Source organism: Aurantibacillus circumpalustris (genome assembly GCF_029625215.1).
GTDB lineage: Bacteria > Bacteroidota > Bacteroidia > B-17B0 > Aurantibacillaceae > Aurantibacillus > Aurantibacillus circumpalustris.
The window spans coordinates 2,695,247-2,718,228 of the sequence record NZ_CP121197.1; the positions used below are offsets into that span (position 1 = coordinate 2,695,247).

General features: G+C 36.6%; 16 protein-coding genes. 7 read left to right on the plus strand and 9 right to left on the minus strand.

All coding sequences use genetic code 11. From position 1 onward, the window contains the following. Positions 1-148 precede the first annotated feature (148 nt). From P2086_RS11215 to P2086_RS11235, 5 genes are all read left to right on the plus strand, one after another. Positions 149-721 carry a hypothetical protein gene (locus tag P2086_RS11215; RefSeq protein ID WP_317896834.1) on the plus strand — a complete coding sequence of 191 codons (573 nt, stop codon included), beginning with the start codon at positions 149-151 and terminating at the stop codon, positions 719-721. Between the two features lie 223 nt (positions 722-944). Further along, positions 945-5,732: a T9SS type A sorting domain-containing protein gene (locus P2086_RS11220; protein WP_317896835.1), complete on the plus strand. Its 4,788-nt coding sequence runs from the start codon at positions 945-947 to the stop codon at positions 5,730-5,732. Positions 5,733-5,754: 22 nt separating this feature from the next. Continuing rightward, positions 5,755-6,972 (plus strand): T9SS type A sorting domain-containing protein, encoded by a 1,218-nt coding sequence (locus P2086_RS11225; RefSeq protein WP_317896836.1) that lies wholly within the window; start codon positions 5,755-5,757, stop codon positions 6,970-6,972. After that, on the plus strand, positions 6,935-8,233 hold the full coding sequence (locus tag P2086_RS11230) for a T9SS type A sorting domain-containing protein (RefSeq protein ID WP_317896837.1): 1,299 nt from the start codon (positions 6,935-6,937) through the stop codon (positions 8,231-8,233). The genes P2086_RS11225 and P2086_RS11230 overlap by 38 nt, the downstream gene beginning before the upstream one ends. Before the next feature lie 250 nt (positions 8,234-8,483). Next, positions 8,484-9,236, plus strand: coding sequence for an MBL fold metallo-hydrolase (locus P2086_RS11235; protein ID WP_317896838.1), 753 nt, complete (start codon positions 8,484-8,486; stop codon positions 9,234-9,236). Positions 9,237-9,275: 39 nt separating this feature from the next. Here P2086_RS11235 and P2086_RS11240 read toward each other — a convergent pair whose 3' ends face one another. The 4 genes from P2086_RS11240 to P2086_RS11255 all read right to left on the minus strand — a co-directional run bounded on the left by P2086_RS11240 (position 9,276) and on the right by P2086_RS11255 (position 13,406). Continuing rightward, complete coding sequence (locus P2086_RS11240; RefSeq protein ID WP_317896839.1) at positions 9,276-10,328, minus strand: PorP/SprF family type IX secretion system membrane protein; 1,053 nt, start codon at positions 10,326-10,328, stop codon at positions 9,276-9,278. 89 nt (positions 10,329-10,417) lie between these two features. Continuing rightward, positions 10,418-12,331, minus strand: a complete 1,914-nt coding sequence (gene acs / locus P2086_RS11245) for an acetate--CoA ligase (protein WP_317896840.1) — start codon at positions 12,329-12,331, stop codon at positions 10,418-10,420. 88 nt (positions 12,332-12,419) lie between these two features. Beyond that, positions 12,420-12,803, minus strand: coding sequence for an iron chaperone (locus P2086_RS11250; RefSeq protein ID WP_317896841.1), 384 nt, complete (start codon positions 12,801-12,803; stop codon positions 12,420-12,422). A 156-nt stretch (positions 12,804-12,959) separates the two neighbouring features. Beyond that, positions 12,960-13,406: a DinB family protein gene (locus P2086_RS11255; protein WP_317896842.1), complete on the minus strand. Its 447-nt coding sequence runs from the start codon at positions 13,404-13,406 to the stop codon at positions 12,960-12,962. A gap of 182 nt (positions 13,407-13,588) precedes the next feature. Here P2086_RS11255 and ffh point away from each other — a divergent pair, with 182 nt between their 5' ends. After that, the gene (gene ffh, locus P2086_RS11260; RefSeq protein ID WP_317896843.1) at positions 13,589-14,929 is read left to right on the plus strand and encodes a signal recognition particle protein; all 1,341 of its coding nucleotides are present in this window, start codon (positions 13,589-13,591) and stop codon (positions 14,927-14,929) included. A gap of 92 nt (positions 14,930-15,021) precedes the next feature. Further along, a complete protein-coding gene (gene folD / locus P2086_RS11265; protein WP_317896844.1) occupies positions 15,022-15,909 on the plus strand; it encodes a bifunctional methylenetetrahydrofolate dehydrogenase/methenyltetrahydrofolate cyclohydrolase FolD in 888 nt (295 codons plus the stop codon). A 79-nt stretch (positions 15,910-15,988) separates the two neighbouring features. On the opposite strand, the gene P2086_RS11270 is transcribed toward folD, so the two are convergent. The 5 genes from P2086_RS11270 to P2086_RS11290 form a co-directional block, all read right to left on the minus strand. Further along, positions 15,989-17,020, minus strand: coding sequence for an asparaginase (locus tag P2086_RS11270; RefSeq protein WP_317896845.1), 1,032 nt, complete (start codon positions 17,018-17,020; stop codon positions 15,989-15,991). Between the two features lie 89 nt (positions 17,021-17,109). After that, a complete protein-coding gene (locus P2086_RS11275) occupies positions 17,110-17,511 on the minus strand; it encodes a DUF3127 domain-containing protein (protein ID WP_317896846.1) in 402 nt (133 codons plus the stop codon). Between the two features lie 98 nt (positions 17,512-17,609). Then, positions 17,610-18,461 (minus strand): flavin reductase family protein, encoded by an 852-nt coding sequence (locus P2086_RS11280; protein WP_317896847.1) that lies wholly within the window; start codon positions 18,459-18,461, stop codon positions 17,610-17,612. A 71-nt stretch (positions 18,462-18,532) separates the two neighbouring features. Next, positions 18,533-20,959 (minus strand): TonB-dependent receptor plug domain-containing protein, encoded by a 2,427-nt coding sequence (locus P2086_RS11285; RefSeq protein WP_317896848.1) that lies wholly within the window; start codon positions 20,957-20,959, stop codon positions 18,533-18,535. Positions 20,960-21,098: 139 nt separating this feature from the next. Beyond that, on the minus strand, positions 21,099-22,934 hold the full coding sequence (locus P2086_RS11290; RefSeq protein ID WP_317896849.1) for an LTA synthase family protein: 1,836 nt from the start codon (positions 22,932-22,934) through the stop codon (positions 21,099-21,101). Positions 22,935-22,982: the final 48 nt, after the last annotated feature.

Genomic DNA, 22,982 nt, shown 5'->3' on the forward strand with positions numbered 1-22,982 from the left:
CTTAGACTTCAGTTTTGTTAAATTTTAAGAGTATTTATTTCTCATTTCCTGAAATCCATATGTCGGTTTTCCGACATTTTATGTCGGGAATCCGCCACGAAATGATAATTTATTATACGTAGCTTCGATTAAGCAAAATTTAAACCCCATGAAAAGATCAATTTTAATTTTATTTCTGTTATGCTTAATTGTGAAAACTGAGAGCTTGATGTCTCAGTCCACCGCAGGTTTAAATCAGATAACTCCTAGCGGAATATTTGATAACGTACACGACCGCTTTGGTAGCACATTTGATCTTGCTGATATGAGAATTGGAGCAGGAAGATATAGCCTAAACACAGTAAACTCCGTTTCAAACACATGCATTGCTGGATATTTCAAACTCCATTTTGAATCGGGGAGTTATCTTGACCAAAACAGTGCTGCCAGAACCGTTGCATGTCAAGTATTTTCGGATCTTTCCGCATTAATAAATTCACCTCTATCGGCTCTGTCCAATACTACTTATGTAAATATATACTGCAACAACGGACCAGGCTTAGGCACTGGCACTCCTTATTACGTTTTACCGGGTAATCCAACGAATGGCAGCCAGGGCATTCTTGATAATCAAGTATGGAAAACAATTATCACTGGAGTTGATGCTTACAGTAATTTACCGGTGACACTATTTATTTACAACACTGGTACAAATTTTTTACCACGGAGCACTGACTATTAATGCGACGCCAAGCCCGACAAATAGCACTTGGAATTTATCTTTAACAACGTCAACAACCAGTGCAACAGAGTATGATTTATACAGTGTTATCTTACATGAAGCTACGCATATTCTTGGTTTTTTAAGTTTAATTAATGCTGCTGGAAATTCCCAATTTAATAGTCCCCCCTCAAGTCAAGCAAATAATTATTTTTCAAGATATGACAGTTTTTTATATGACAATGTGGGAAATCCATTATTATCAAGTTCGACACCATCTTGCAATACAACTAATCTTTCCTTTTTTCCTAGTAGTGCCACTGTCTTAGCCCAGGGCTCAGTACCGAATTGTACAGTGGACTTAACGAATTGTGGAACGGCAGTACAATATTCTAGCGCAGCGGTAACTGCAACAGTTTATACTCCTTTCTGCTGGGAGCCTGGAAGTAGTTTATGTCATTTTGAAGATATGTGTACGCATCCAAGTGGAACTACTGTATGCACTGGGACTGCAGGAAATTGGAATAACTTCTATTTTGACATGGTTAATGCAACCGGAATGGGAAGTTGTTATATAAAACGTTATTTGAAGGATGAAGAAAGATTTGTGCTATGCGATTTAGGTTATTCCGTAAATGGTGTAAATTCAAGTACGGTTTCTTCGGCTAATTATTCATACTCGGCTGGGTCGTGCAGTGGAACCGATATTTGGGGAGTTAATGATGGTTTTAACGGTGGCGTATATACCTTTAGTACTACGGGAAACTCCATTGCAATTCCAATTAGCTCTATCACTTTAAATGACTCGCCATTTACATCAACTATTTCTTGCTTGGAAGTAGTCTATAACAATGCAACTGTAAGTACAAGTGGCTCAAGTTTAATTGTAAACTCTAGTCAAAATATGGGGTTGGTTTTAATAAAGTATATACCACAAAATACAAGTGGTAAATTCGGTAACGCAACTTATATTTATGTGTATTTTTTTCCTGGAGCTTGCAATGCAGGAAATGATTGTAATTTAGTTCAAAATGGTGGTTTTGAATATCTTGCCGCAGGAACCGCCTCATGTGGATCTCATATAGGAAGTAATTACAATAATATTGGAACTGCCCCAATTTCTCTATTAAATTGTTGGCAAAATTATGAATTGAGTCCAGATCTTTTTACAAGGGGATGTTCTACTGGTGGTGCTTACGATCTTGGAATAAATACATATGGTACAACTTTAGATAGTTTTAGTGGTCCAAGTACTGGTAATGATCGAATTGTAGGAATTGCATCTTACTCATCGACGCCAAACAATTTTAATGAGGTTTTGAAAAATAATCTTAGCTCGGCACTAACTCCCTCTAATGTTTATCAGGTTTCGTTTATGGTTTGTAATTATACGGGGTCTATTAGTGTAGCAAATGCTAATCCAAACGCAGCTCCAGTTGTAATCAGCCTTGCTTCAGAAGACAATTTTTTATCTCAAGGTTCAGGAACCGGAAATTATCCTTTGGGGTTAAATATCTTGACAGAATTTACCGTTAACGCGGCTACGAATTCGCTTTTGCCTTGGACGTTGGTAACTCACACGTTTGTTTTTAATCAAAGCTTACCTCATAATGTTTTGTTAATTGGTGTTGATGTTGCGAAAACCGCAGCTCAAGTTGGGGCGGGTGGCTATTACTATGTGTTTTTGGATGAGGTTAAACTTTATCAATATCCAACATCCGCAACATTTTCTATTCCGACAGCCAGTGTTTGTGGAAATGCTACCTATACGAATCTCAATACTTATGCTAGCACAACTGGAACGTTTTCTGGTCAAGGAGTAACTTTCAACTCACCAAATTATGACTTTAATCTTTCTGGAACATTAACGGTAGGAACTTATCCGGTAGCTTTTACTTATTCAACTACGTGCCTCACTACACTTTGGGAGAATATTGTGGTTTCACCTATATACACTTTATCGCCAATTTTGAGTAACACGCTTAATTGTTCTAACATTACTGGGGGAGTTGCAATGTTTGGCATTATTTCACCTGCCAATAACAACCTGAATTATGTATGGCAACCAGGCAATCTTACTGGTCCAATACCAACCGCCAGTCCATTGTCTACTACAATATACACGGTAACTGCAACTGATGTTAATAATTGTTCAGGTACAACGACTCTTGCGGTGAATGTGCCTACAAATTGTTGCAGCTCCCCATCCATTCAAAATTTCTCTGCCACATCCATTCCAGGGAACACAGTCTTTACAGGCCCTATGATCATCTCAAGCGATTTTACAATTCAGGCAGGAACAACAGCGTTTTTGGGTGGTGAATTTGTGTTTACAAATAATGCAAAAATTACTGTCGCAAGTGGCGCTATTTTGGATATCCGAGGGTCTCACTTTTATGCATGCGGTGCAAATATGTGGCAAGGAATTGTTGTACAGAACGGAGGGGTCGTATATACATCTAACTATAATGGAAATGATTGCTTGATTGAAGATGCAATCACTGCCATAGATGTAAGTAATTCAAGTAGTCATAGCACCATCTTAGATATTGAAAATACTATTTTTAATAAGAACCATATTGGAATAAATATTTCTAACTATACAGAAAGTGTCAATCCATATCCTTTTAAAATTGAGAATTGTGTTTTCACTTGCAGAGATATGCCATTCAGCAATACGACATGGCCATCGACTGGAGCATCTTCAAGTGTAACAGGAATATCCGCTCAAGTTCGCACAGCAATTAGTTCAACAACAGACATCTTTCCTCCCTACCTAAGTCAAACAGGCTTCTCAATCACTACTCTTAAAAATCCTTATTTGAATTTACATTCGCGGGTTGCCATAGAGCTTAACAATGTTGGAGTTACAAGTGGTAGTGTAATGTACGGTATAAACATTGGATCTTCATCCAATGCTTCAGATTTTAATCTTTTTGATGCTCATAATTTTCTAATTCAATCTGTTAACAGCAACTTATTTGCTGTTAACAATGTTTTTCAAAATACAATGAGAGAGTATTTTCCGTCCGTCGGTGCAATAATAACTACATATAGTTTAGAAGGAGGCGCTGCTATCGAACATATCACAAATAATCAGATGAATACTAAATTAGATTTAACCGCACCAAACTCAAGTCTTGGAAACCGATTCTGGGACTGTGTGTATGGAGTTGATGGAAATCAAACTTATAAATTTGATATCTCGAATGCGATATTTCGTAGCACTCAATCTTCCACTTTTATTCCACCTCCCGCTTTTTATAGCAACTGGCCTGGAGTGCATAATACTGTTGTAGGACAATCAGCTATTACCTTAAATTCAAATCGCTTTGAGCAAAATATTCAGGATAATGAATTTAGTAATATAACGATTGGTATCCAGATTGGGTCGGTACCGGGCAGCTATTATGTTATAGCACAGAGTTACACTAATAATACTTACGGCATTTATGCCGGCAATATATCAATCAAGAATAATACTTTTAGTCCAGTAACCAATATTTCAAATCCAAGTCCGGGGAATAATTATCTGAATTACGCAATTTCCTTGGACATTCCTTTTTCGACAACTATGCAAGTTGCATCAGGAAGTAGCTTAGTTGTTCAGGACAATATTCTTGACAGGGTTTTTAGGGGAATTTATATTAATGGTATGTCGGGTCTTCCGACACTGGTAAAGAACAATGTTGTAACGCTTCGTACGGACTATATGTACAGTACCTCGCAAAGTGCTATAGAAATGGATAACACCATAGGTAGCGCTACCAATATTACTAATAATGTTATTGAAACAAATACTCTAAGTTGCGTTCCAAACAGCACCGCCAACCTTCAGTCTTCCTTAATATTTTGCGGAATGAATATTGGGCCTTTATCGCCAAGGGTAATCTGCAACGATCTTAAATGGGCTAATCAAGGTTTTGTTTTTCACAGTTCAAATGCAGGTGCTTATTGGCGCGGTAATACCATGGAAGATATTGGAAAAGGCATGGTTTTAAACAATAATGGAATAATCGGAGTACAGGGAGGCAGCCTCTCACCTATAGATAATGAATGGAACGGATCTTGGACGAACTATAAACAAACAAGTGTCGACAACTCAAGCAATGCTAACAATTCAAAGCTCTGGGTGCAAAGTGGCTCGCCTTGGGAACCTACTATTAATGATGGTCTCTTTACACAAAACTATACTTTTAGTAATAATATTAGCATTGTTGCAAGTGGTTCATATACATGCGGAGGTGGTCCAAACCAGATAGTTATTAATATTCCTAACAATGATGATGAACTTTATTCAAGCGAACATTATTATATTATGAAAAACTCTTTATATCACTTGTTGCATTTTAATGAAGATATTCGAACCGGTGATGCGGGTTTAGAAGATTTTTACTCTAATGAATCATCTACTACAATTGGTATTTTTATGGAGATCGAAGAAAAATTATACCAGGGTAATTTTTCTGACGCCCACACCTTAAATGATGGATTAAATCCTGCTGAATTAAATACTGTGGAACTGAATTACAGGAACTACTACAACTTATATATGAAGTGTCTTGATTCGGAAGAAGACGGGTTGACTTCTGAAGATAGCTCCGCTCTTCGCGACCTGGCTTATTTATGCCCAGGAGAGAACGGAGCCTGTATCTATCAGGCCAGGGCTTTATACAAAATCATGTCCAAACAACCTTTATACTTTTTAAATGACTGTGAAGAGGAGATTGGAGCGAGGTATTCTAATCCCGGATCAAGTGAGAATACAAAATGGATAAACGCTACTAAATTGAATGTTCAATTATTTCCCAATCCTGCTCAGAATAGCGTTACGTTTCTTGGTAAGAACGAAAGTGAAGATCTCTTTGTTTCAATAAGGGACGTAAGTGGCAGGACTGTTCTGAATAAAAATTTGAAAACCCGGAATTTTAGCGCTAAATTAGAGATAGACTTAATTAACGGTATTTACTTTGTCGCGATTAGCAATAATCAAAATAAAAACATTACCAGAAAATTAGTTATTTCTAAATAGAAGTTGTTCTTAAAGGTTACAAATGAGAAAACTTGTTTTGTCTTTTTTGATTGTGTATGCTTGTTTTTTAAAAGCGCAAGTAGTTAATTATGTCAACAATGGCAGTTTTGAAGAATTGTTTAGTCCAGGATCTTTACCAAATAGCAACAAAACGAAGTTGTGGTCGGGCATTGATACAACCAAATATCCGTTTTATGTGCGGAATGAGAGTTTAAATAACGTACCTGGTTTTAGTTTTGATTATCAGATGCCAAGATCCGGTATGGGGTTTGTAATGGGTACCTTTTTGTGCAGTAGCGGGTGTAATACGGTCACAAACAGAAGCTATTTTAGGAACGAGTTGAAACAAACACTGATTAGCGGTAAAAGCTATTGTGTAAAGTTTTACGTAAATGTGAAAAATTCCTCACCGAATGGAATAGATGGAATTGGTGCTTTTTTTGGGGATAATACCCTTGATACCATAAAATACCCGGACATAAAAATTACTTATTTAGTACCACAAATAAAGAACCTAACAGGAAATGTGGTAGTTGATACTCTTAACTGGGTAGAAATAAGTGGAACTTTTACAGCAACAGGGATAGAAAAATATATGGTGATCGGTAATTTTTTAAGTGACCTAAATACAGGAACCGTGCAACTTCAAAGCTCTACACAGGTAGGGTGCGATTTAAATCTAGATGATGTTTCTTGTATAGAGCTTGATCTCCCTGCTTATGCGGGTAGAGATACGTCAGTTTTTGTAGGTGACAGTGTATTTCTGGGCAGGGAGCCTGATGTCGGAATTAAGGAAGCTTGTGTTTGGTATAAAATGACAAGCGCAACTACAAGTGTAACTCTTGATACCATTGCAGGATTTTGGGTTAAACCATTAGTTACTTCAACCTACATTGTGCAACAAGAGATATGTGGTATGGTAAAATTAGATACGGTTACTATTTATATGGATGCAGTAGGCATCGAAAAATTAAAAATCTTACAAAAGGAATTAAAAGTATATCCGGTGCCTGCTCAGGATTATTTTGAATTGAGGATAGGTAACGGAAAATTAGTTGAAGATTACAACAGTATATGCATTTGTAATATGTTTGGTGAGACGCTATTTGAAAAACTAATAAGTTTTGATGAAAATATTTTGCGGATCAGTACCTCTCAGTTGAGCCCAGGCACTTATTTTATTACTATTCGTAATTCCAAAAATGAAAACATTACCAAAAAATTACTTATTTCTAAATGAGTTGAGCTTTTTTAGTTTAAAAATCAGAAAGCACGTTTTGGTTATTTTGGTTCTGTGTACATGCTCATTGAACGCGCAAATAGTTAACTATGTTAACAATAGCGGTTTTGAAGACTTAAAACATTGTAATAGCTTCCCTAATAATAACAGAGTTAAATTCTGGTCTGGGATAGATACTTCGAGCTTTCTTTATCAGGTCAGAAATGAATGTCTAAACAATGTACCTGGCTTTTCAGCAATATATCAAAAGCCAAAATCAGGTAAAGGATTTGTAACTGGTACTTTTTTATGCGGCGGATGCAACTCTGTTACAAATCGAAGTTACTTTAGGAATGTGTTAAAAAACCCTCTTTCTATCGGTAAAACCTATTGTGTAAAGTTTTATGTCAATGTAAAAAATTCTTCGCCACTTGGGATCGATGGAATAGGTGCTTTTTTTGGAGATAATACCCTTGATACCATAAAGTACCCAGACATAAAAATCACTTATTTAATACCACAAATAAAGAACAATACAGGTAACATAATAGTTGATACTCTTAACTGGGTAGAAATAAGCGGAACTTTTGTAGCAAGCGGAGTAGAAAAATACATGGTGATTGGTAATTTTTTGAGCGACGCAAATACTGGAACCATACAAATTCAAAACCCCACGCAACAATGGTGCGATCTTAATTTAGATGATGTTTCTTGTGTGGAACTTAACTTGCCCGCCTTTGCAGGAAGAGACACAGCAGTGTTTGCAGGAGACAGTGTTTTTTTAGGTCGGACAACCGATGTTGGTATTGATGAAGCTTGTGTTTGGCATCAAATGACTAGTCCAACCAGCAGTATAACTCTTGATACCATAGCAGGATTTTGGGTTAAACCGGTTGTTACATCAACATACGTTGTGCGACAAGAGATATGTGGTATGGTAAAATTAGATACGGTTACTATTTATATGGATGTTGTTGGGATTGAAAAACTAAAGCTCTTAAGTGAAGAATTAAAAATTTATCCAGTACCTGCACAAGATTTCATTCAACTGAAAATCTCGAACATAAATTTACTCAAGGAGTTTAATTTAATTTCTATTTACAATACCTTTGGTGCTTTAATGAGGGAAGAAGAAGTTGTGTTTGAAAACAAAACACTTATTCTTAAAACGAATGATCTTGAAAATGGGGTTTATTTTTTAAATCTTACCCTTCGACAAGCTCAGGGTGAAAAAAGCAGCAAGCTGGGTAACGTTAGTCGTAGGTTTGTTATTTCACGATAGAGTCACAAGTCCCGTCGTTGGCGTGGGAATAGTTTGTAGCGGCCGTATCGGGACGTGGTGAGCGGTCTATTTCTTCTCGATACAATTTTTGCTCACTGGAAAGCACTATTAGCAAAAATCACTCGAAGTGCCGGTGCTTTGGTAGTTTCAATCATTGGGTGTGTTCTAGCGACGTTAAAATAAGAGACTAAACTTTTTTCCTTTGATAGTGTTATGTTTGTACAAGATCAACTTAATTAAAAACACTCTCATGAAACAACTTTTTATTTTTCTCGTACTATTAAATTTTTCTTTATTTGCTCAGCGTCCCACAAGCGATCAAATAGAAACCAAAAAAGGACCATTAATTATTCAGCCGATTTTTCACGGATCGCTTGTGTTTACGTGGAATGGTAAAACGATTTATGTTGATCCTTATGGTGGTCAAAGAGTATTTGAAAAACTTGCGGCGCCTGATTTAATTCTAATTACAGATATTCATCAAGATCATTTGGATTTAAAAACCCTTGAAACGATTAACACCGATAAGGCTACGTTTATAGTCCCACAAGCTGTTGCGGAAAAGATGCCTGAGAATTTAAAAAAGAGAATGATTGTTTTAGCGAATGAAAAATCAACAGAGTTTGAAGGGATTTCTATCACAGCTATTGCGATGTATAATTTACCGGAGGCAAAGGATTCCAAACATACAAAAGGAATAGGTAATGGTTATATATTAAATCTTGGTGGTAAAATGGTTTACCTGTCCGGTGATACAGAAGATATTCCTGAAATGCGACAGTTAAAAAATATTGATGTTGCTTTTGTGTGCATGAATTTACCTTATACGATGGACATTAATCAAGCGGCAAGTGCGGTAATTGAATTTAAACCAAAAGTCGTTTATCCTTATCATTACAGGGGAAAAGATGGATTGAGTGATGTGGAAAAATTTAAATCGCTTGTTAATACCACAAATTCTAAAATTGAAGTAAGGCTTAGGAATTGGTATACAACTTATTGAATCGAGAAAAGAAGATCATCAAGAAATCTCTTACTTTGATTATTTAGGAGCTCTAGCAGGGGTATATTTTAAAGTCAATTCAAAACCCCCACGTGCATTAGTGCCCGTTTTAAGTTTCGAAACGTTAAGATCGTAGCTTACACCAATATAAAATTGCTCTTTTATTTCGATTGTTATTGAAATGATGGCGGCGTCTTTATTGCGATAATAAGCACCGAAGCCTATAGCTGAACGTTTAATTATCCCTGTATATTTTGAGTCTATTTTAAAGTAACGTTTAACCAGCATACCCAATAACAATTCATTCGATTTACCACGAAACTGAAGTAGATAGCTTGGAGCAATAGCATAATCAGGGTTCGGGAGTCCTAGTAAAAGATCTCCGTGAAACACATATTTTAAAGATCTATCACCAATAGCATTCGTTAAAAAATTCGGACGGGGTTTACTTAAGTGGTAGAGCGAAAAACCGAGATTTGCTTTTAATTGGCGTTTTCCAAAAATACTGGGATCATTTTGCCCGTATGACCATAAAAAGCCGGCAGCAAAATCAGGATATGAAAATGTTTGATTTTGAAAGTTCTCATTGCTATTTAAACTTGCGTCATAACCAGAACCGTTATATTGATTTGGGAAAATTAAATTTTCACTGTTAATTTTTCTTTGCACAAAACTAGCCTGGAGTCCCACAGAAAGAAAACTTTTTTTGCCGGTGGCTACAAACGTTGCTAAGGATAAATTTGCTTCAATGGATTGCATGTTGCCGTCTCCAGCATTATCCTTGTAAATAGAAAGACCGGCAGCTAATTTGCCGAGACTCTTTTGATTTGAAGTTTGTATTTTAGTTTTATCAGATGGTTGCCAGCTACTCGTATTTAAACGTGATTCAAAAGACGCGCCTGAGGTTACGTAAGGTGTGGCGATACTTCTCCATTGATTGCGGTATCCGACTGAAAATCTTAAAGGACTTCTAACTCCCGTTAAAGCAGGGTTTACCAAAGACGGCTGTTCATTGAACTGCGAGAAGTGAATGTCCTGAGCGTTAACTAACAGAGAGTTCAAGAAAAATATAAGTACAATTATCCTTTTCATTAAGAGCCCATAAAGATAATACTTCCTTTTGAATAAGGCCTTAAATTCGGTGTTTAAGCAGTCTGTTTAACAAGCTAGTTATCTATAAACTAAACTTTCCCTTCAATAATCAACGTTACAATCGACGGATCGAGCAGGGTAGAGGTATCACCCAAATTAGAAGTTTCACCTTCTGCAATTTTTCTAAGGATTCTTCGCATTATTTTACCGCTTCGTGTTTTTGGCAATCCGGGCACAAATTGTATTTTATCTGGCTTGGCAATTGCCCCAATAACGCGGGTCACGGTTTGAAGAATATCTTGTTTAGATAAATTGGCATTGGGATGATTCTCATCAAAAATAACGTAGGCATAAATACCTTGCCCTTTCACATCATGAGGATAGCCCACTACAGCACTTTCAATCACTCCTGTATGCATGTTTATTGCGTTTTCTACTTCTGCAGTGCCAATGCGGTGCCCACTTACGTTTAACACATCATCTACGCGACCTGTAATTCTGTAATTGCCTTTTTCATCACGCAAACATCCATCTCCTGTAAAATATTTATCTGGGTAAGCAGAAAAATACGTTTGACGGCAACGCTCGTGGTCTCCGTATGTTGTTCTGATGATTCCCGGCCAAGGCGCTTTTATACATAGATTTCCATTCACATTATTACCTTTAATTTCTTTCCCCATTTCATCTACCAAACAAGGTTGAACACCGGGTAGCGGAAGTGTTGCATACGAAGGTATTCCCGGAGTAACACCTGCAATGTTCGAAATCATTATACCTCCGTTTTCTGTTTGCCACCATGTGTCAACAATAGGACATTTTTCTTTCCCAATGTTTTTATCGAACCAATGCCAGGCTTCTTCATTGATTGGTTCTCCAACAGATCCAAGAACTTTTAGGGAACTTAGATTTTTGTTCTTATGAAATTCTTCTCCACAGCCCATTAAACTACGAATAGCGGTTGGTGCGGTGTACAAGATGTCCACTTTAAATTTGTCTACAATATCCCATAAACGCCCTGCATCCGGATAAGTTGGCACGCCTTCAAACATAAGACTTGTAGCGCCTGCACTCAAAGGTCCGTAGATGATGTAACTATGGCCGGTGATCCAACCAACATCTGCGGTGCAAAAGTGTATTTGTCCCGGTTGATATTGAAAAACGTTTACAAAAGTGTAATTCGTCCAAACCATATAACCAGCAATGGTGTGCACCACACCTTTCGGTTTGCCGGTTGAACCAGAAGTGTAAAGAATAAAAAGAACGTCTTCTGCGTCCATTATTTCTGCTGGACAATCAGGATTTCCTGAGGCTTCTACTTTTTTAATTTCATCTTCCCACCAAACATCACGCCCTTTTATCATGCTGACAGGTGTTTGCGTGCGTTCGTACACAATAACGCTTTTAATAGTTTTGTTTCCAACAAGTGCATCATCAATCACACTTTTTAGTGGAATGTCTTTTGCTCCGCGAAAGGCGCCGTCGCAGGTAATGATAAATTCTGATTTAGCATCGAGTAATCTGTCTGCAATTGCTTGTGCTGAAAATCCACCAAAAATAACAGAGTGTACTGCTCCAATACGTGCGCAAGAAAGCGTTGCAATTGCTAATTCAGGAATCATGCCCATGTAGATACAGACACGATCTCCTTTTTTGATCCCGTTATTTTTTAAAACATTTGCAAATTGAACAACTTTAAAATGCAGTTCTTTGTAAGTTATTTTTCGGGATTGTTCTTTTGGATTGTTTGATTCCCAGAGTATAGCGGGGGTATCTCCATTTTTTGCAAGATGACGATCCAAACAATTTTCAGTAATATTTAATTTACCACCACTAAACCATTTTACATTTGGCTCCTTAAAATTCCAGTCAAGAACCTTATCCCATTTTTTTTGCCAGGTAAAATTATCAGCAACATTGGCCCAGAATTTCTCAGGATTCTCTATACTCTCCTTGTATTGCCTGTTGTAATCTTCAAGAGTTTTAATCTGATAAGGATAGGTCATAATTAAATTTTTTCGTGAACGACTAAGTTAGCAGTTTAAAAAAGCTAATGGCAGTTTATTCTACAAAAAAATGTCAAAAACAAAAACGCTATTTCTTTTTTTCTGCTTTCAGTTTCATCTTTTCCAGATTTTCTTTCACACGAAGTTTTACTATTTTAGTTATTAAACCAATAGGCAGAGGCTTGTTCAGAGGGAATTGCACGGAGCCTTTAGCACTTTTATAAATAGATAACTCTTTTTTGAAAGCTTCAATGCCAGAGCCACTTGGATAAAATCCAATATGGCTTTTATATCCCGCGAAAAAAACAAGCATTGTACCAAGTTTGTATGCAGGCATTTTGTAACTAATTACTTCCTCCGCTTTTGGCGCCGCTTTGCGAATAACGGTCCTCATGGTTTCCAAAAGTAATTGTGTTTCTTTCGGAAAAGTGGAAATGTAAGTATCAACATCTTTAACATCAATTGATTTCATTGGAATAATTTTATAAGGTTAAATTTAATAGTTTTCCCTCGTAAAATTATACCAATACAAATAAAAATTAAAGTATCGAAGCGACCGAAACTAGGGTATTTGCGTCAAAATTGATCGCTCAAATTAAGTGCTTTGAGCAGAACGTATTTGTATAAACTATTTCTCTAGAAGTCTGCGGTGGTAATTGATTTGGCCGAGGTGATAAGATAAATGTGTGATCAGGTGAATTAAGAAAAATTCTGTCGAAGTTTTATTTTCAAAAACTTTAAGAGGAAAATCCTTCTTAAGATCTTCTTCCGTTAAGTTATCTAATGTCGAAATAACAACCAATAATGTTTCGGCAATTTTTTTTATAAGTTCTTCACGCGGTACATTTTTTGTAGAAAACTCCAACTCTCTTTGTCTCACGTAGCCAGATTTCCCCAACTCTGCGCCAACAAAGGCATTTAAGTTACCAATAAGGTGCAGACAAAGATTTCCAGCGGAATTTGAAATGTTAGTATCAACTTCCCAAAGGATTGCTTCATTTTTATAAGATTCAATTTCTGTTTTAAGTTTGTTTAGATCACGGCTAAACATGTTTTTAAGAATTTCTATCAGCATTTTGTGGGGTTCAATTATGTAAAGATCAAATTTACCACCTTCATTGGGGGAATTAAGTTAAAATGTTTGAAATTTAGAACTGACTGTGGCCACGCACCAGTTTTGCCGTTTTTTTGTAAGAAAATAATTGCGCGTAAAACGTCCAATTTTCCTATCTTTACTGCTCTAAAAAATTAAGTGTAATGTTTGATAATTTACAGGATAAACTCGATCGCGCCTTTAAAGTTTTAAAAGGTCAAGGTAAAATCACGGAAATAAACGTAGCGGAGACTATGAAAGAAGTGCGTAAAGCGCTTTTGGATGCTGATGTGAACTATAAAGTTGCAAAAACATTTACGGATACTGTTAAAGAAAAGGCATTAGGTCAGAATGTACTTACCTCTTTGTCTCCGGGACAGTTGTTGGTTAAAATTACGCATGACGAATTAGCCCAGTTAATGGGTGGCACAAAGGAAGATATTTATTTGGCGGGTAATCCTACTGTTATTTTAATGAGCGGTTTACAAGGTTCGGGTAAAACTACCTTCACCGGTAAATTGGCATTGTACTTAAAAACCAAAAAGGGTAAAAATCCATTAATGGTAGCTTGTGACGTCTATCGTCCTGCTGCTATTGACCAATTGCACGTGTTGGGTGAGCAAATTGAAGTTGAAGTTTTTAGCAATAAAGAAGAAAAAAATCCAATTAAAATTGCAGAAGCTGCTATTAAACAGGCAAAAGAAAAAGGTAATAATGTTGTTTTAATAGATACCGCCGGTCGTTTAGCGATAGACGAACAAATGATGAAAGAAATTTCAGATTTGAAAAAAGCGGTAAAGCCAAACGAGATTTTATTTGTGGTAGACAGTATGACGGGTCAAGATGCTGTTAATACTGCGAAAACATTTAATGACAAATTAGATTTTGATGGAGTTATCCTGACAAAATTAGATGGTGATACCCGTGGTGGAGCGGCTTTATCTATAAAAAGTGTGGTTAACAAACCCATTAAATTTATTGGTACAGGTGAGAAAATGGATGCGCTGGATGTATTTTATCCGGAGCGTATGGCAGATAGAATTCTTGGAATGGGTGACGTTGTTACGTTAGTAGAACGCGCTCAAGAACAGTTTAGTGAAGAAGAGGCCAGAAAACTCAACAAAAAAATCGCCACCAATAAATTTGATTTCAATGACTTTTTAGCACAGTTGCATCAGATTAAAAAAATGGGTAATATCAAAGACCTTGTGGGAATGATACCAGGCATGGGGAAAGCGGTGAAAGATATGGACATTGATGAAAATGCGTTTAAAGGAATTGAAGCAATTATTTTTAGCATGACACCTGAAGAACGTAGTAAGCCTGAGTTGTTAAATGGTTCTCGCAGACAACGTGTGGCAAAAGGCAGTGGACAAGGTGTGCCAGAAGTAAATAAGCTTTTGAAACAATTTGAAGATACGCGCAAAATGATGCGCATGATGAACGATAAAAATGCGATGGCTAAGATGATGCGTGCTATGCCGAAAGGAATGCCTAGGGGGTAGCCACGAATTGCTTTTGCGCCATCAACTAATTTTACCCCACAAATTTCACTAATTTACACGAGAGTTTTAATCAGTATTTTTTATATTAAAGATTGTCAGCACAACTTATAGACGGAAAGAAAATCTCTCTTGAAATACAAGAGGAAATAGCACATGAGGTGAAAACTATGTTGGGCGCAGGGATGAAACAACCGCACCTTGCAGCGGTGTTGGTGGGCAATGATGGCGGAAGCGAAACATACGTTGCTAGCAAAATTAAAACTTGTGAGCGTGTTGGATTTAAGTCGTCGTTAATCCGATTACCAGAAACAGTAAGTGAAGAAGAATTATTAAAAACTGTTCATGCTTTAAATAATGATAAAGATGTCGATGGTTTTATTGTTCAACTTCCTTTACCAAAACACATTGCAGAGCATAAAATTATTGAAGCCATTGATCCAAAAAAAGATGTGGATGGATTTCATCCTATCAACGTAGGTCGCATGGTACTTGACTTACCTTGTTATGTAAGCGCAACTCCTTATGGCATTGTAGAACTTCTTAGAAAATATAAAATTGAAACCAGCGGAAAAAACTGTGTGGTTATTGGTCGCAGTCACATTGTAGGCTCACCGATGAGTATTTTATTGGCTAAAAATACCGCTCTTGGAAACTGCACTGTAACACTTTGTCACAGCAGAACAAAAGATCTTACCTCTCATACTTTAAAAGCAGATATTATTATTTGCGCACTTGGTCAACCAGAGTTTTTAAAAGCGGACATGGTGAAAGACGGTGTGGTTGTTATTGATGTTGGTACCACCCGTGTAAAAAGCACTGAAACCAAAAGTGGATTTAAATTAAAAGGTGATGTGAAATTTGATGAAGTTGCTCCGAAATGTTCTTATATCACCCCCGTTCCAGGCGGGGTAGGGCCGATGACCATTGCTTCTTTAATCAAAAATACTTTACTCGCTGCGAAGAAAGAGATTTATAAGTAGTCTATTTTTTTGAGATGATTAGTCTACTGCTTCAGAAACTAAATAAAACATTTTCCATCTTACATTTTCCCTTTTACATTTAGCTTGTCATTTCCCCCCTTAAATTCGTTTGAAGCATTTTTTTGAGTTCATTCGGTTTAAGTTTTTGTCCCAATAAAAACATGAGTTTTGTGATGGCGCTTTCAAATGTGAGGTCTGAGCCGCCAATAACACCAAGCTTTTTGAGTTGTGAGCTGGTTTCATACATGCCCTGAATCACTCGACCTTCCTTACATTGGGTGATGTTTAGAATAATGATTCCTTTTGCTAAAGCCTTTTCAACTTCGTTAAGAAACCAGACTTCGGTAGTGGCATTGCCTGCTCCAAAGGTTTCGATGATAATTGCTTTAATTCCTTTTGCATTAAAAATTGCAGCTGTAATATTTTTACTTATTCCTGGGAATAATTTAATAACGGCAATCTCGTTTTCTAAGTTGGTATGAACTTTAAGTTTTTTAGCACTTGAAGATTTTAATAAAGCTTGCTTGTTGTATTTGATTGTAACGCCGGCTTGCGCTAGTGCAGGATAATTCGGTGATTTGAAGGCATCAAAATGGGCGCTGTTGTGTTTAAAGGTGCGATTACCGCGATAAAGTTTGTATTCAAAATAAATACACACTTCTGTTACAATGGATTTTCCTTTTTCTTTGGCACCTGCAATTTCGATAGCGGTAATTAAATTTTCTTTTCCATCGGTTCTAATAACACCAATAGGCAACTGTGAACCTGTTAGGACAACTGGTTTATTTAAGTTTTCTAGCATAAAACTTAAGGCACTTGCCGTGTAACTCATGGTATCACTACCATGTAGAATTACAAAACCATCGTATTTGGCGTAATTTTTTTCGATGATACCTGCCAGATCTTTCCATACCACTATATTCATATTAGATGAATCTATTGGTTTTTTAAAAGAGATGGAAGAAAGCTCAATATCAAATTTTGTTAACTCTGGTATTTGTTTTGTTAGCGACTTAAAATCAAACGGTTTTAATTCACCACTTCGTGGATCCTGCATCATACCTATGGTACCGCCGGTGTAGATTAAAAGTACAGATGATTTTGTTTTCATAGAGTTAAAATGAATTTGAATAACTTAGGTGTAAAACAATAATGCAAGACCAATGTCTTGCATTATTGTTTTGTTAAACGCTTTTTTAATTAAAAAGGTAAATCATCGTTATCACCTGGATTGCTAGTGAAAACAGGCGCAGAAGAAGGGTTGCTAGGTGCTGAGTTAGCTCCTGAATTACTGTTTTGTCCCGCTTGAGGTGCAGTATTGCTTCCCGAAACTTTTTCAAGTCTCCAAGCTTCCAGTGTATTGAAATATTTAATTCCTTGTGGACCGTTCCATTCGCGACCACGAAGGTTGAACTGAACTTTTATTTCGTCACCATCGTTGTATTGATCTAAAATTGAACATTTGTCTTGTGTTACCTGAAAACTTACGTGTTGCGGATAGGGTGTATTAGCTTCTGTAGTTAATACAAATTCACGTTTTTGAAAACGATCGCTTACTTTTTGCGTTTCGAACTTTGTTTTGAGTGTTCCGATTACTTCCATGATATATTTATTTTATTGTTTACGAATTTAAAAGTCAAACTAGTTGACATGACTAATTTAAATAATTTTATCAATTATCAAATCGATAAATTATCAAATTAAAGTAACACCATCCAGGCTTCCTTTACCATGTTGGTTTCCAGGAGAGTTTTGGCATAAAGATGTTGCTCGTCTTTGTTTGAAAAAGCTTTTAACGTTTTTTTATACTCAGCGGTTTCGTTGCTGTTCGGAATTTCTTCCACGCTACCAAGCAAACCAAGGTTATTTCCGCTTAAAACCTTACTGTTTTTTATTTCGCTTGGAATTTGATCGATTCCAATTCCGATTGTTGTAATGGGCTTTTTAACCTCAAATATTGCGTTACCATTGGCGCGACAATACCAGTCATCTCCCATTCGCGCTACAAGATCTATTTTTTTTGTATCGATGTTGTTCTCGGCATTTAAAATTGATTCATCAATGTGAATTCTAATAATTTCACAAATCACAAGATTACCTGCACCACCAGCAGTTCCTAGTTCCTTTATTTCGATAACCTTGCATTCCATTTGTACCGGACTTTCTTTTACTCTAAATGGTTTTACAAGTTCAGAGACTACAGGTGTAAATCCGGCTTTAATAAACTCATTCACTCCTTTAGCAAATGGGCTGCTGGCTAAACTTGTTTGCTGTACCATGTTGTAATTTACAACGTTAATTACCACTTCAGGCACTTCTTTTACGTTTAAGAGCGTGTCTTTTGGTGCACCTGTACGTCCACTATACGCTGGCGAAAAAACAGCTATGGGAGGATTGGCGGAAAAAATATTAAAAAAACTAAATGGTGCCAAATTTGGTTCACCAGCTTTGTTTACTGTACTTGCAAAACAAATAGGACGCGGTGCAACAGCATTTTGCAGGTATTTGTGCAAAACTGGAATGGCTAATTCTTTAGGATTAAGTGTTAACATAGAAGTTCAAAATTACAAAAAAGTGAATGAAGAGTCAGAAACTTTTTCTTAATAGTTGTGAAGTGAAAGTACTAAAATCGAATCTGTAATTTGACATTCACCTGCCGGTTTGTAAGGTAGTTAGGCACTGCGTAGCGGTTTCCGGTAACATCCGCAATCCAAGTGTAAGAAACCGTGTTTTGAATTTGAAGGAGATTAAAAACCTCCAAGAAAATCCACATCTCTTTTAGATTATTAAAATAATTTTTGCGCTTAAATTCTCTATTCTCTTTTAAAACATTGTAAGCAAGACCGGCATCCGCTCTGCGATAAGGTGGCATTCTTAATACTTGTTGCCAACGGGTATGTGTTGGTGGCCCAAAAGGTAAGCCACTTCCAAACTGAATATTCAGGTTAAACTTAATGGCGGGAAATTTCGGAATATTGTCCTGAAAAAATAAACCAAAGGTGATCAATTGGTCGGTTGGACGGGGAATGAAACCCGGGTCAACCTTTTGACTATCTGCTCTTACCTGATCAAAGGTATAACCTCTCACGATTTTTTCTCCATCCTTATTATAATAGTCGTAATGAATATTATCTTTTGAATACTCATAGGTTTTTAAAACACCAATTGTAGCCCAACTTTCAACACCTTTTACGAACTCTCCGTTAATTCTTATATCGGCACCTGTGGCATATCCTTGCGTGTTATTATTAGCAAAATAACGAATTCTCACATTCTCAATTTCATAAGGAACAAGATCGTTCAACGACTTGTAATAACCAGACATCATTAATTTAAAAGGTCTATTCCACATTTTAAAAACATAGTCACTTGTAAATACAATGTGAATAGAGCGTTGTGCTTTAACATCTTTATTTATTGTGCCATCAATGTTTCTGAGTTCACGGTAAAAAGGTGGCTGATAATAAAAACCACCACTCAGTTTAAATAACCAATCACGCTTCCAGTTTGGTTTGTAGGCCATACTAACACGCGGAGAAAAGACAGTTTGATTATTCACTGTCCAATGATTAGCCCTTACACCTGCAGAAACTCTAAAATTAGATGAGTCGCGCAAAGTGGCTGTATGGTTGAATTGCATGTAACCCTGAGAACGCCAACTTGGTAAAGTTATTTGTGTTTTGTAAACGTCGGTTAAATTAATTTCGTTAACAGCATAAGGAACAATGTATCCCGCAGAGTCCACTGTACGCCACTCTCCCAATTTATCTTCAATTTTTTCGTATTGCTCACGCACTCCCCAAAGAAATTCATTATTACGGTTAATCGTGCGAGTGCCCTTATGTTCAAGGTTGTAAACGCTTGCCGTTAAATAATTACGACCATTGTTTAAAAACGTACCCACGCCTCTGTTATAGGCTACCTGACCAAAGTTTGGTTTACCTAAATCAGCTTCTAACTGGTCGATGTAGTATTGGCCTTGTATGGTATACACTTCCTGTTCATTTGCACGGTAAGCAGAGCCGATGAGTTTTAATTTTGTTTTACTATTCGGACGATAAGTCGTTGAAAGGCCGCCCATATAGGTATTGTATTGCATCAATTCCTGCCCGTCAAAATAAATGGTTAATCTTAATGCATCTTTTACTGTTCCAAAATCGGTTTCGCGGTTAACTGGTTTTACAAGGTATTTATTGGAGGCTATGTTTCCTAAAAACTCAATCTTTAATTTTGGATTAACATCAAAGGTTAAAAAGCTCTGAAAGTCTGTAGCACTTGGTCTGTAACCGCCACTCGTATTTAGTTTAGTATCTAAGCTTGATAACAAATAACTATTTGTGCGGTAACGTCCACCAATGTTCCAGGCTATTAATCGGTTCTTTGAAATCCCTTCTAATTGCACATTTCCACCCAAAAAACTGGCAGAAGCATTGCCGGCAAATTTTAAGGGTTTACGATAAGTGATATCAAGAACACTGCTCAATTTATCGCCATACTTTGCATCGAATCCGCCTGCCGAAAAAACGATGTTTGAAACCATGTTTGGGTTGGCAAAACTCAAGCCCTCTTGTTGCCCACTGCGAACCAAAAAAGGACGATATACTTCAATGTCGTTTACATAAACTAAATTTTCGTCAAAATTACCTCCACGCACACTATAGCCGCTGCTTAACTCGTTGTTGCTACTAACTCCGGCTTGCGTTTTAATAATGCTCTCAACGCTCTCACTTGGCCCTGGAATGCGGCTTATTATTTTAGGATCAAGCACTACAATTTCCTGGCTGGAGGTTTTAAAATCACGAACTTCAACTGTTTCAAAGGTGTTTTTAAAATCAAGAACCGGTGAATAAGTAATTGTTTGATCTCCTTTAGCTTCTAGTGTGTGCGTTGCGGCAGTATGACTGATATCGTAATAAACAAGCGTGTATATTTTTCCAGATTCAAGACTAAGCGAATAAAATCCTTTTTCATTGGTGTAGGTGGTAATCTTGGTATCTTCTTTCACGCCAATAACCACTCTTTCAAGCGCCTCACCATCTGTTCCTTTCACGAAGCCTGAAACGGTAGTTGTTTGGGCGTTTACAACCGAAACAAAACAGATTAAAATAAAAAGGATATGTTGCCTAAGAGCTTTCAGAAAATTATTAAGATAACGAATATACAGAGATATTATTATTTACTAAAACCATTTATTTCAGCTTTCCAGTATTGTGAATGAGTGTGCTGTTGTAGGTTTGAAAAAACGCTCTGCTGCGATGAAGTTCAATAGAGTCTAAATTATTGTATTTACCTGTAATCGGCTGTGATAAGGTACTGTCTTTTGTATATTGATAGGTTGCGCTTAATATTGGCATTTTAAAGCAATACAACATAGAATCATTAAAAAGAAACTCCGTAGAACTAGCATAAAAATAATCGTTACCATATTCTTTTGATCTAAACGATTCACCAAAACTAAAGAAGGGTCTGTTGTAGCCCAATAAATCCATTACACTTGGAAGAATATCCATTTGAGAAAAAACTTTTTTATGATCTTTTTTTAATAAATTATCAGGTACAAAAAAAAGAATTGGAATACCTTGGTTCCCTACAACATTGGTGTAAAAAGGATGCTTAGATACACTTCCATGATCTGCAGTCAACACAAACAGTGTGTTATTATACCAATCTGTTTTTTTAGCGGCATTAAAAAATTGTTTCAAAGAATAGTCTGCATAACCTATAGATTCAGAATTTTCTAAATCTCCCTTTGGAAATTTGTTTTTGTATTTTTCTGGAATTTTATAAGGATGATGCGAGCTAAGGGTAAAAATAGCCGTGTGAAAAGGCTGTTTAAATGAGTTCATTTTTTTTACAGAGTACTTCAGAAAAGGTTCATCCCAGATGCCCCAAAAATCATCAAAATCACTATTGTCGTTGTATTCGTTTTTTCCATAGTACGCTTGGTAGCCAGCGAGCGAAGCCCAGGAATCAAAATTCATAGTACCGTTAATTCCACCATGAAAAAAAGCGGTTTGATAACCTTCTGCACTTAGAATGGAAGCGATAGATGTTTGATCATTTAAAGCATACAATGAGTTGATAAAAGGATTCTCCATAAATGTAGGGAGACTCGATAAAATGGCAGGAATACCTTCAATAGACTTGCTTCCATTCGAAAATGCATTGCTGCAAACAAGCGAGTGATCCATTAAACTATCCAGAAAAGGGGTGTAACTTATTCTACCCAGCTTCGTGTATTCTTTTGCAAAACTTTCAAGAATAAGAACTACAACATTTTGTTTTTTGAATTCAGAATCTTTGTAATGACGAACTGGATTGTATATGCTTTTTAATTCATCTGGCGAATAAAAATTGTACTCTGCAATTGCTTCCACTTCCATTGATTTTATGATGGTAAAAGGTGTATTTAAAACAATGGGCACTTCTTCAATACTTGTAACAGAACCTGCTTCCACAATGGTTATGGGCACGCGCTGCAAACCGCCTCTAACAGCCAAAACACCAAAACCTGCACTTAACACAAACATTAAAGTAATAAGAGCCCATTGTTTTGGTTTGGAAAAACTGTACTTAGTAATTATGGGCTTTAGTTTTATACGATTGTAAAAATAAACCAACACTACAATGATTGCCACAAAAAACAAAACAGCCCACCAAAAGTCTTTAAGAAATTGCGGAATGAGTTTGCTCATATCACTTTGACCGCCCATTTGTTTGAACAAATCAGCGCTCGAGCGTTTCCGGATAAAAGGAAAATAAGCAATATCAATACAATTAACAGCAATAAAAACGGTGTTACAAATAACAAATAACGATTTTAAAAGTATCTGGTAAGGTCTGCCAGAGAAAAAATTTGATGGCAGAATAGACAATAGAATAAACAAGCTATTAGACACCACAATGCTAAAAGAATCTGTTCTCAGTCCATAAAAACAATCTGCAATAAGGTCAAATGTATTTACAGTTTGGAAATAGCCAATATTTGAAAAATAGAAAAACAAGCGACAAACAAAATAGGCCATGTAGCATAGTAAGAGCCGTTTTATTACAAGTAAAAGTTGTTGTGAATA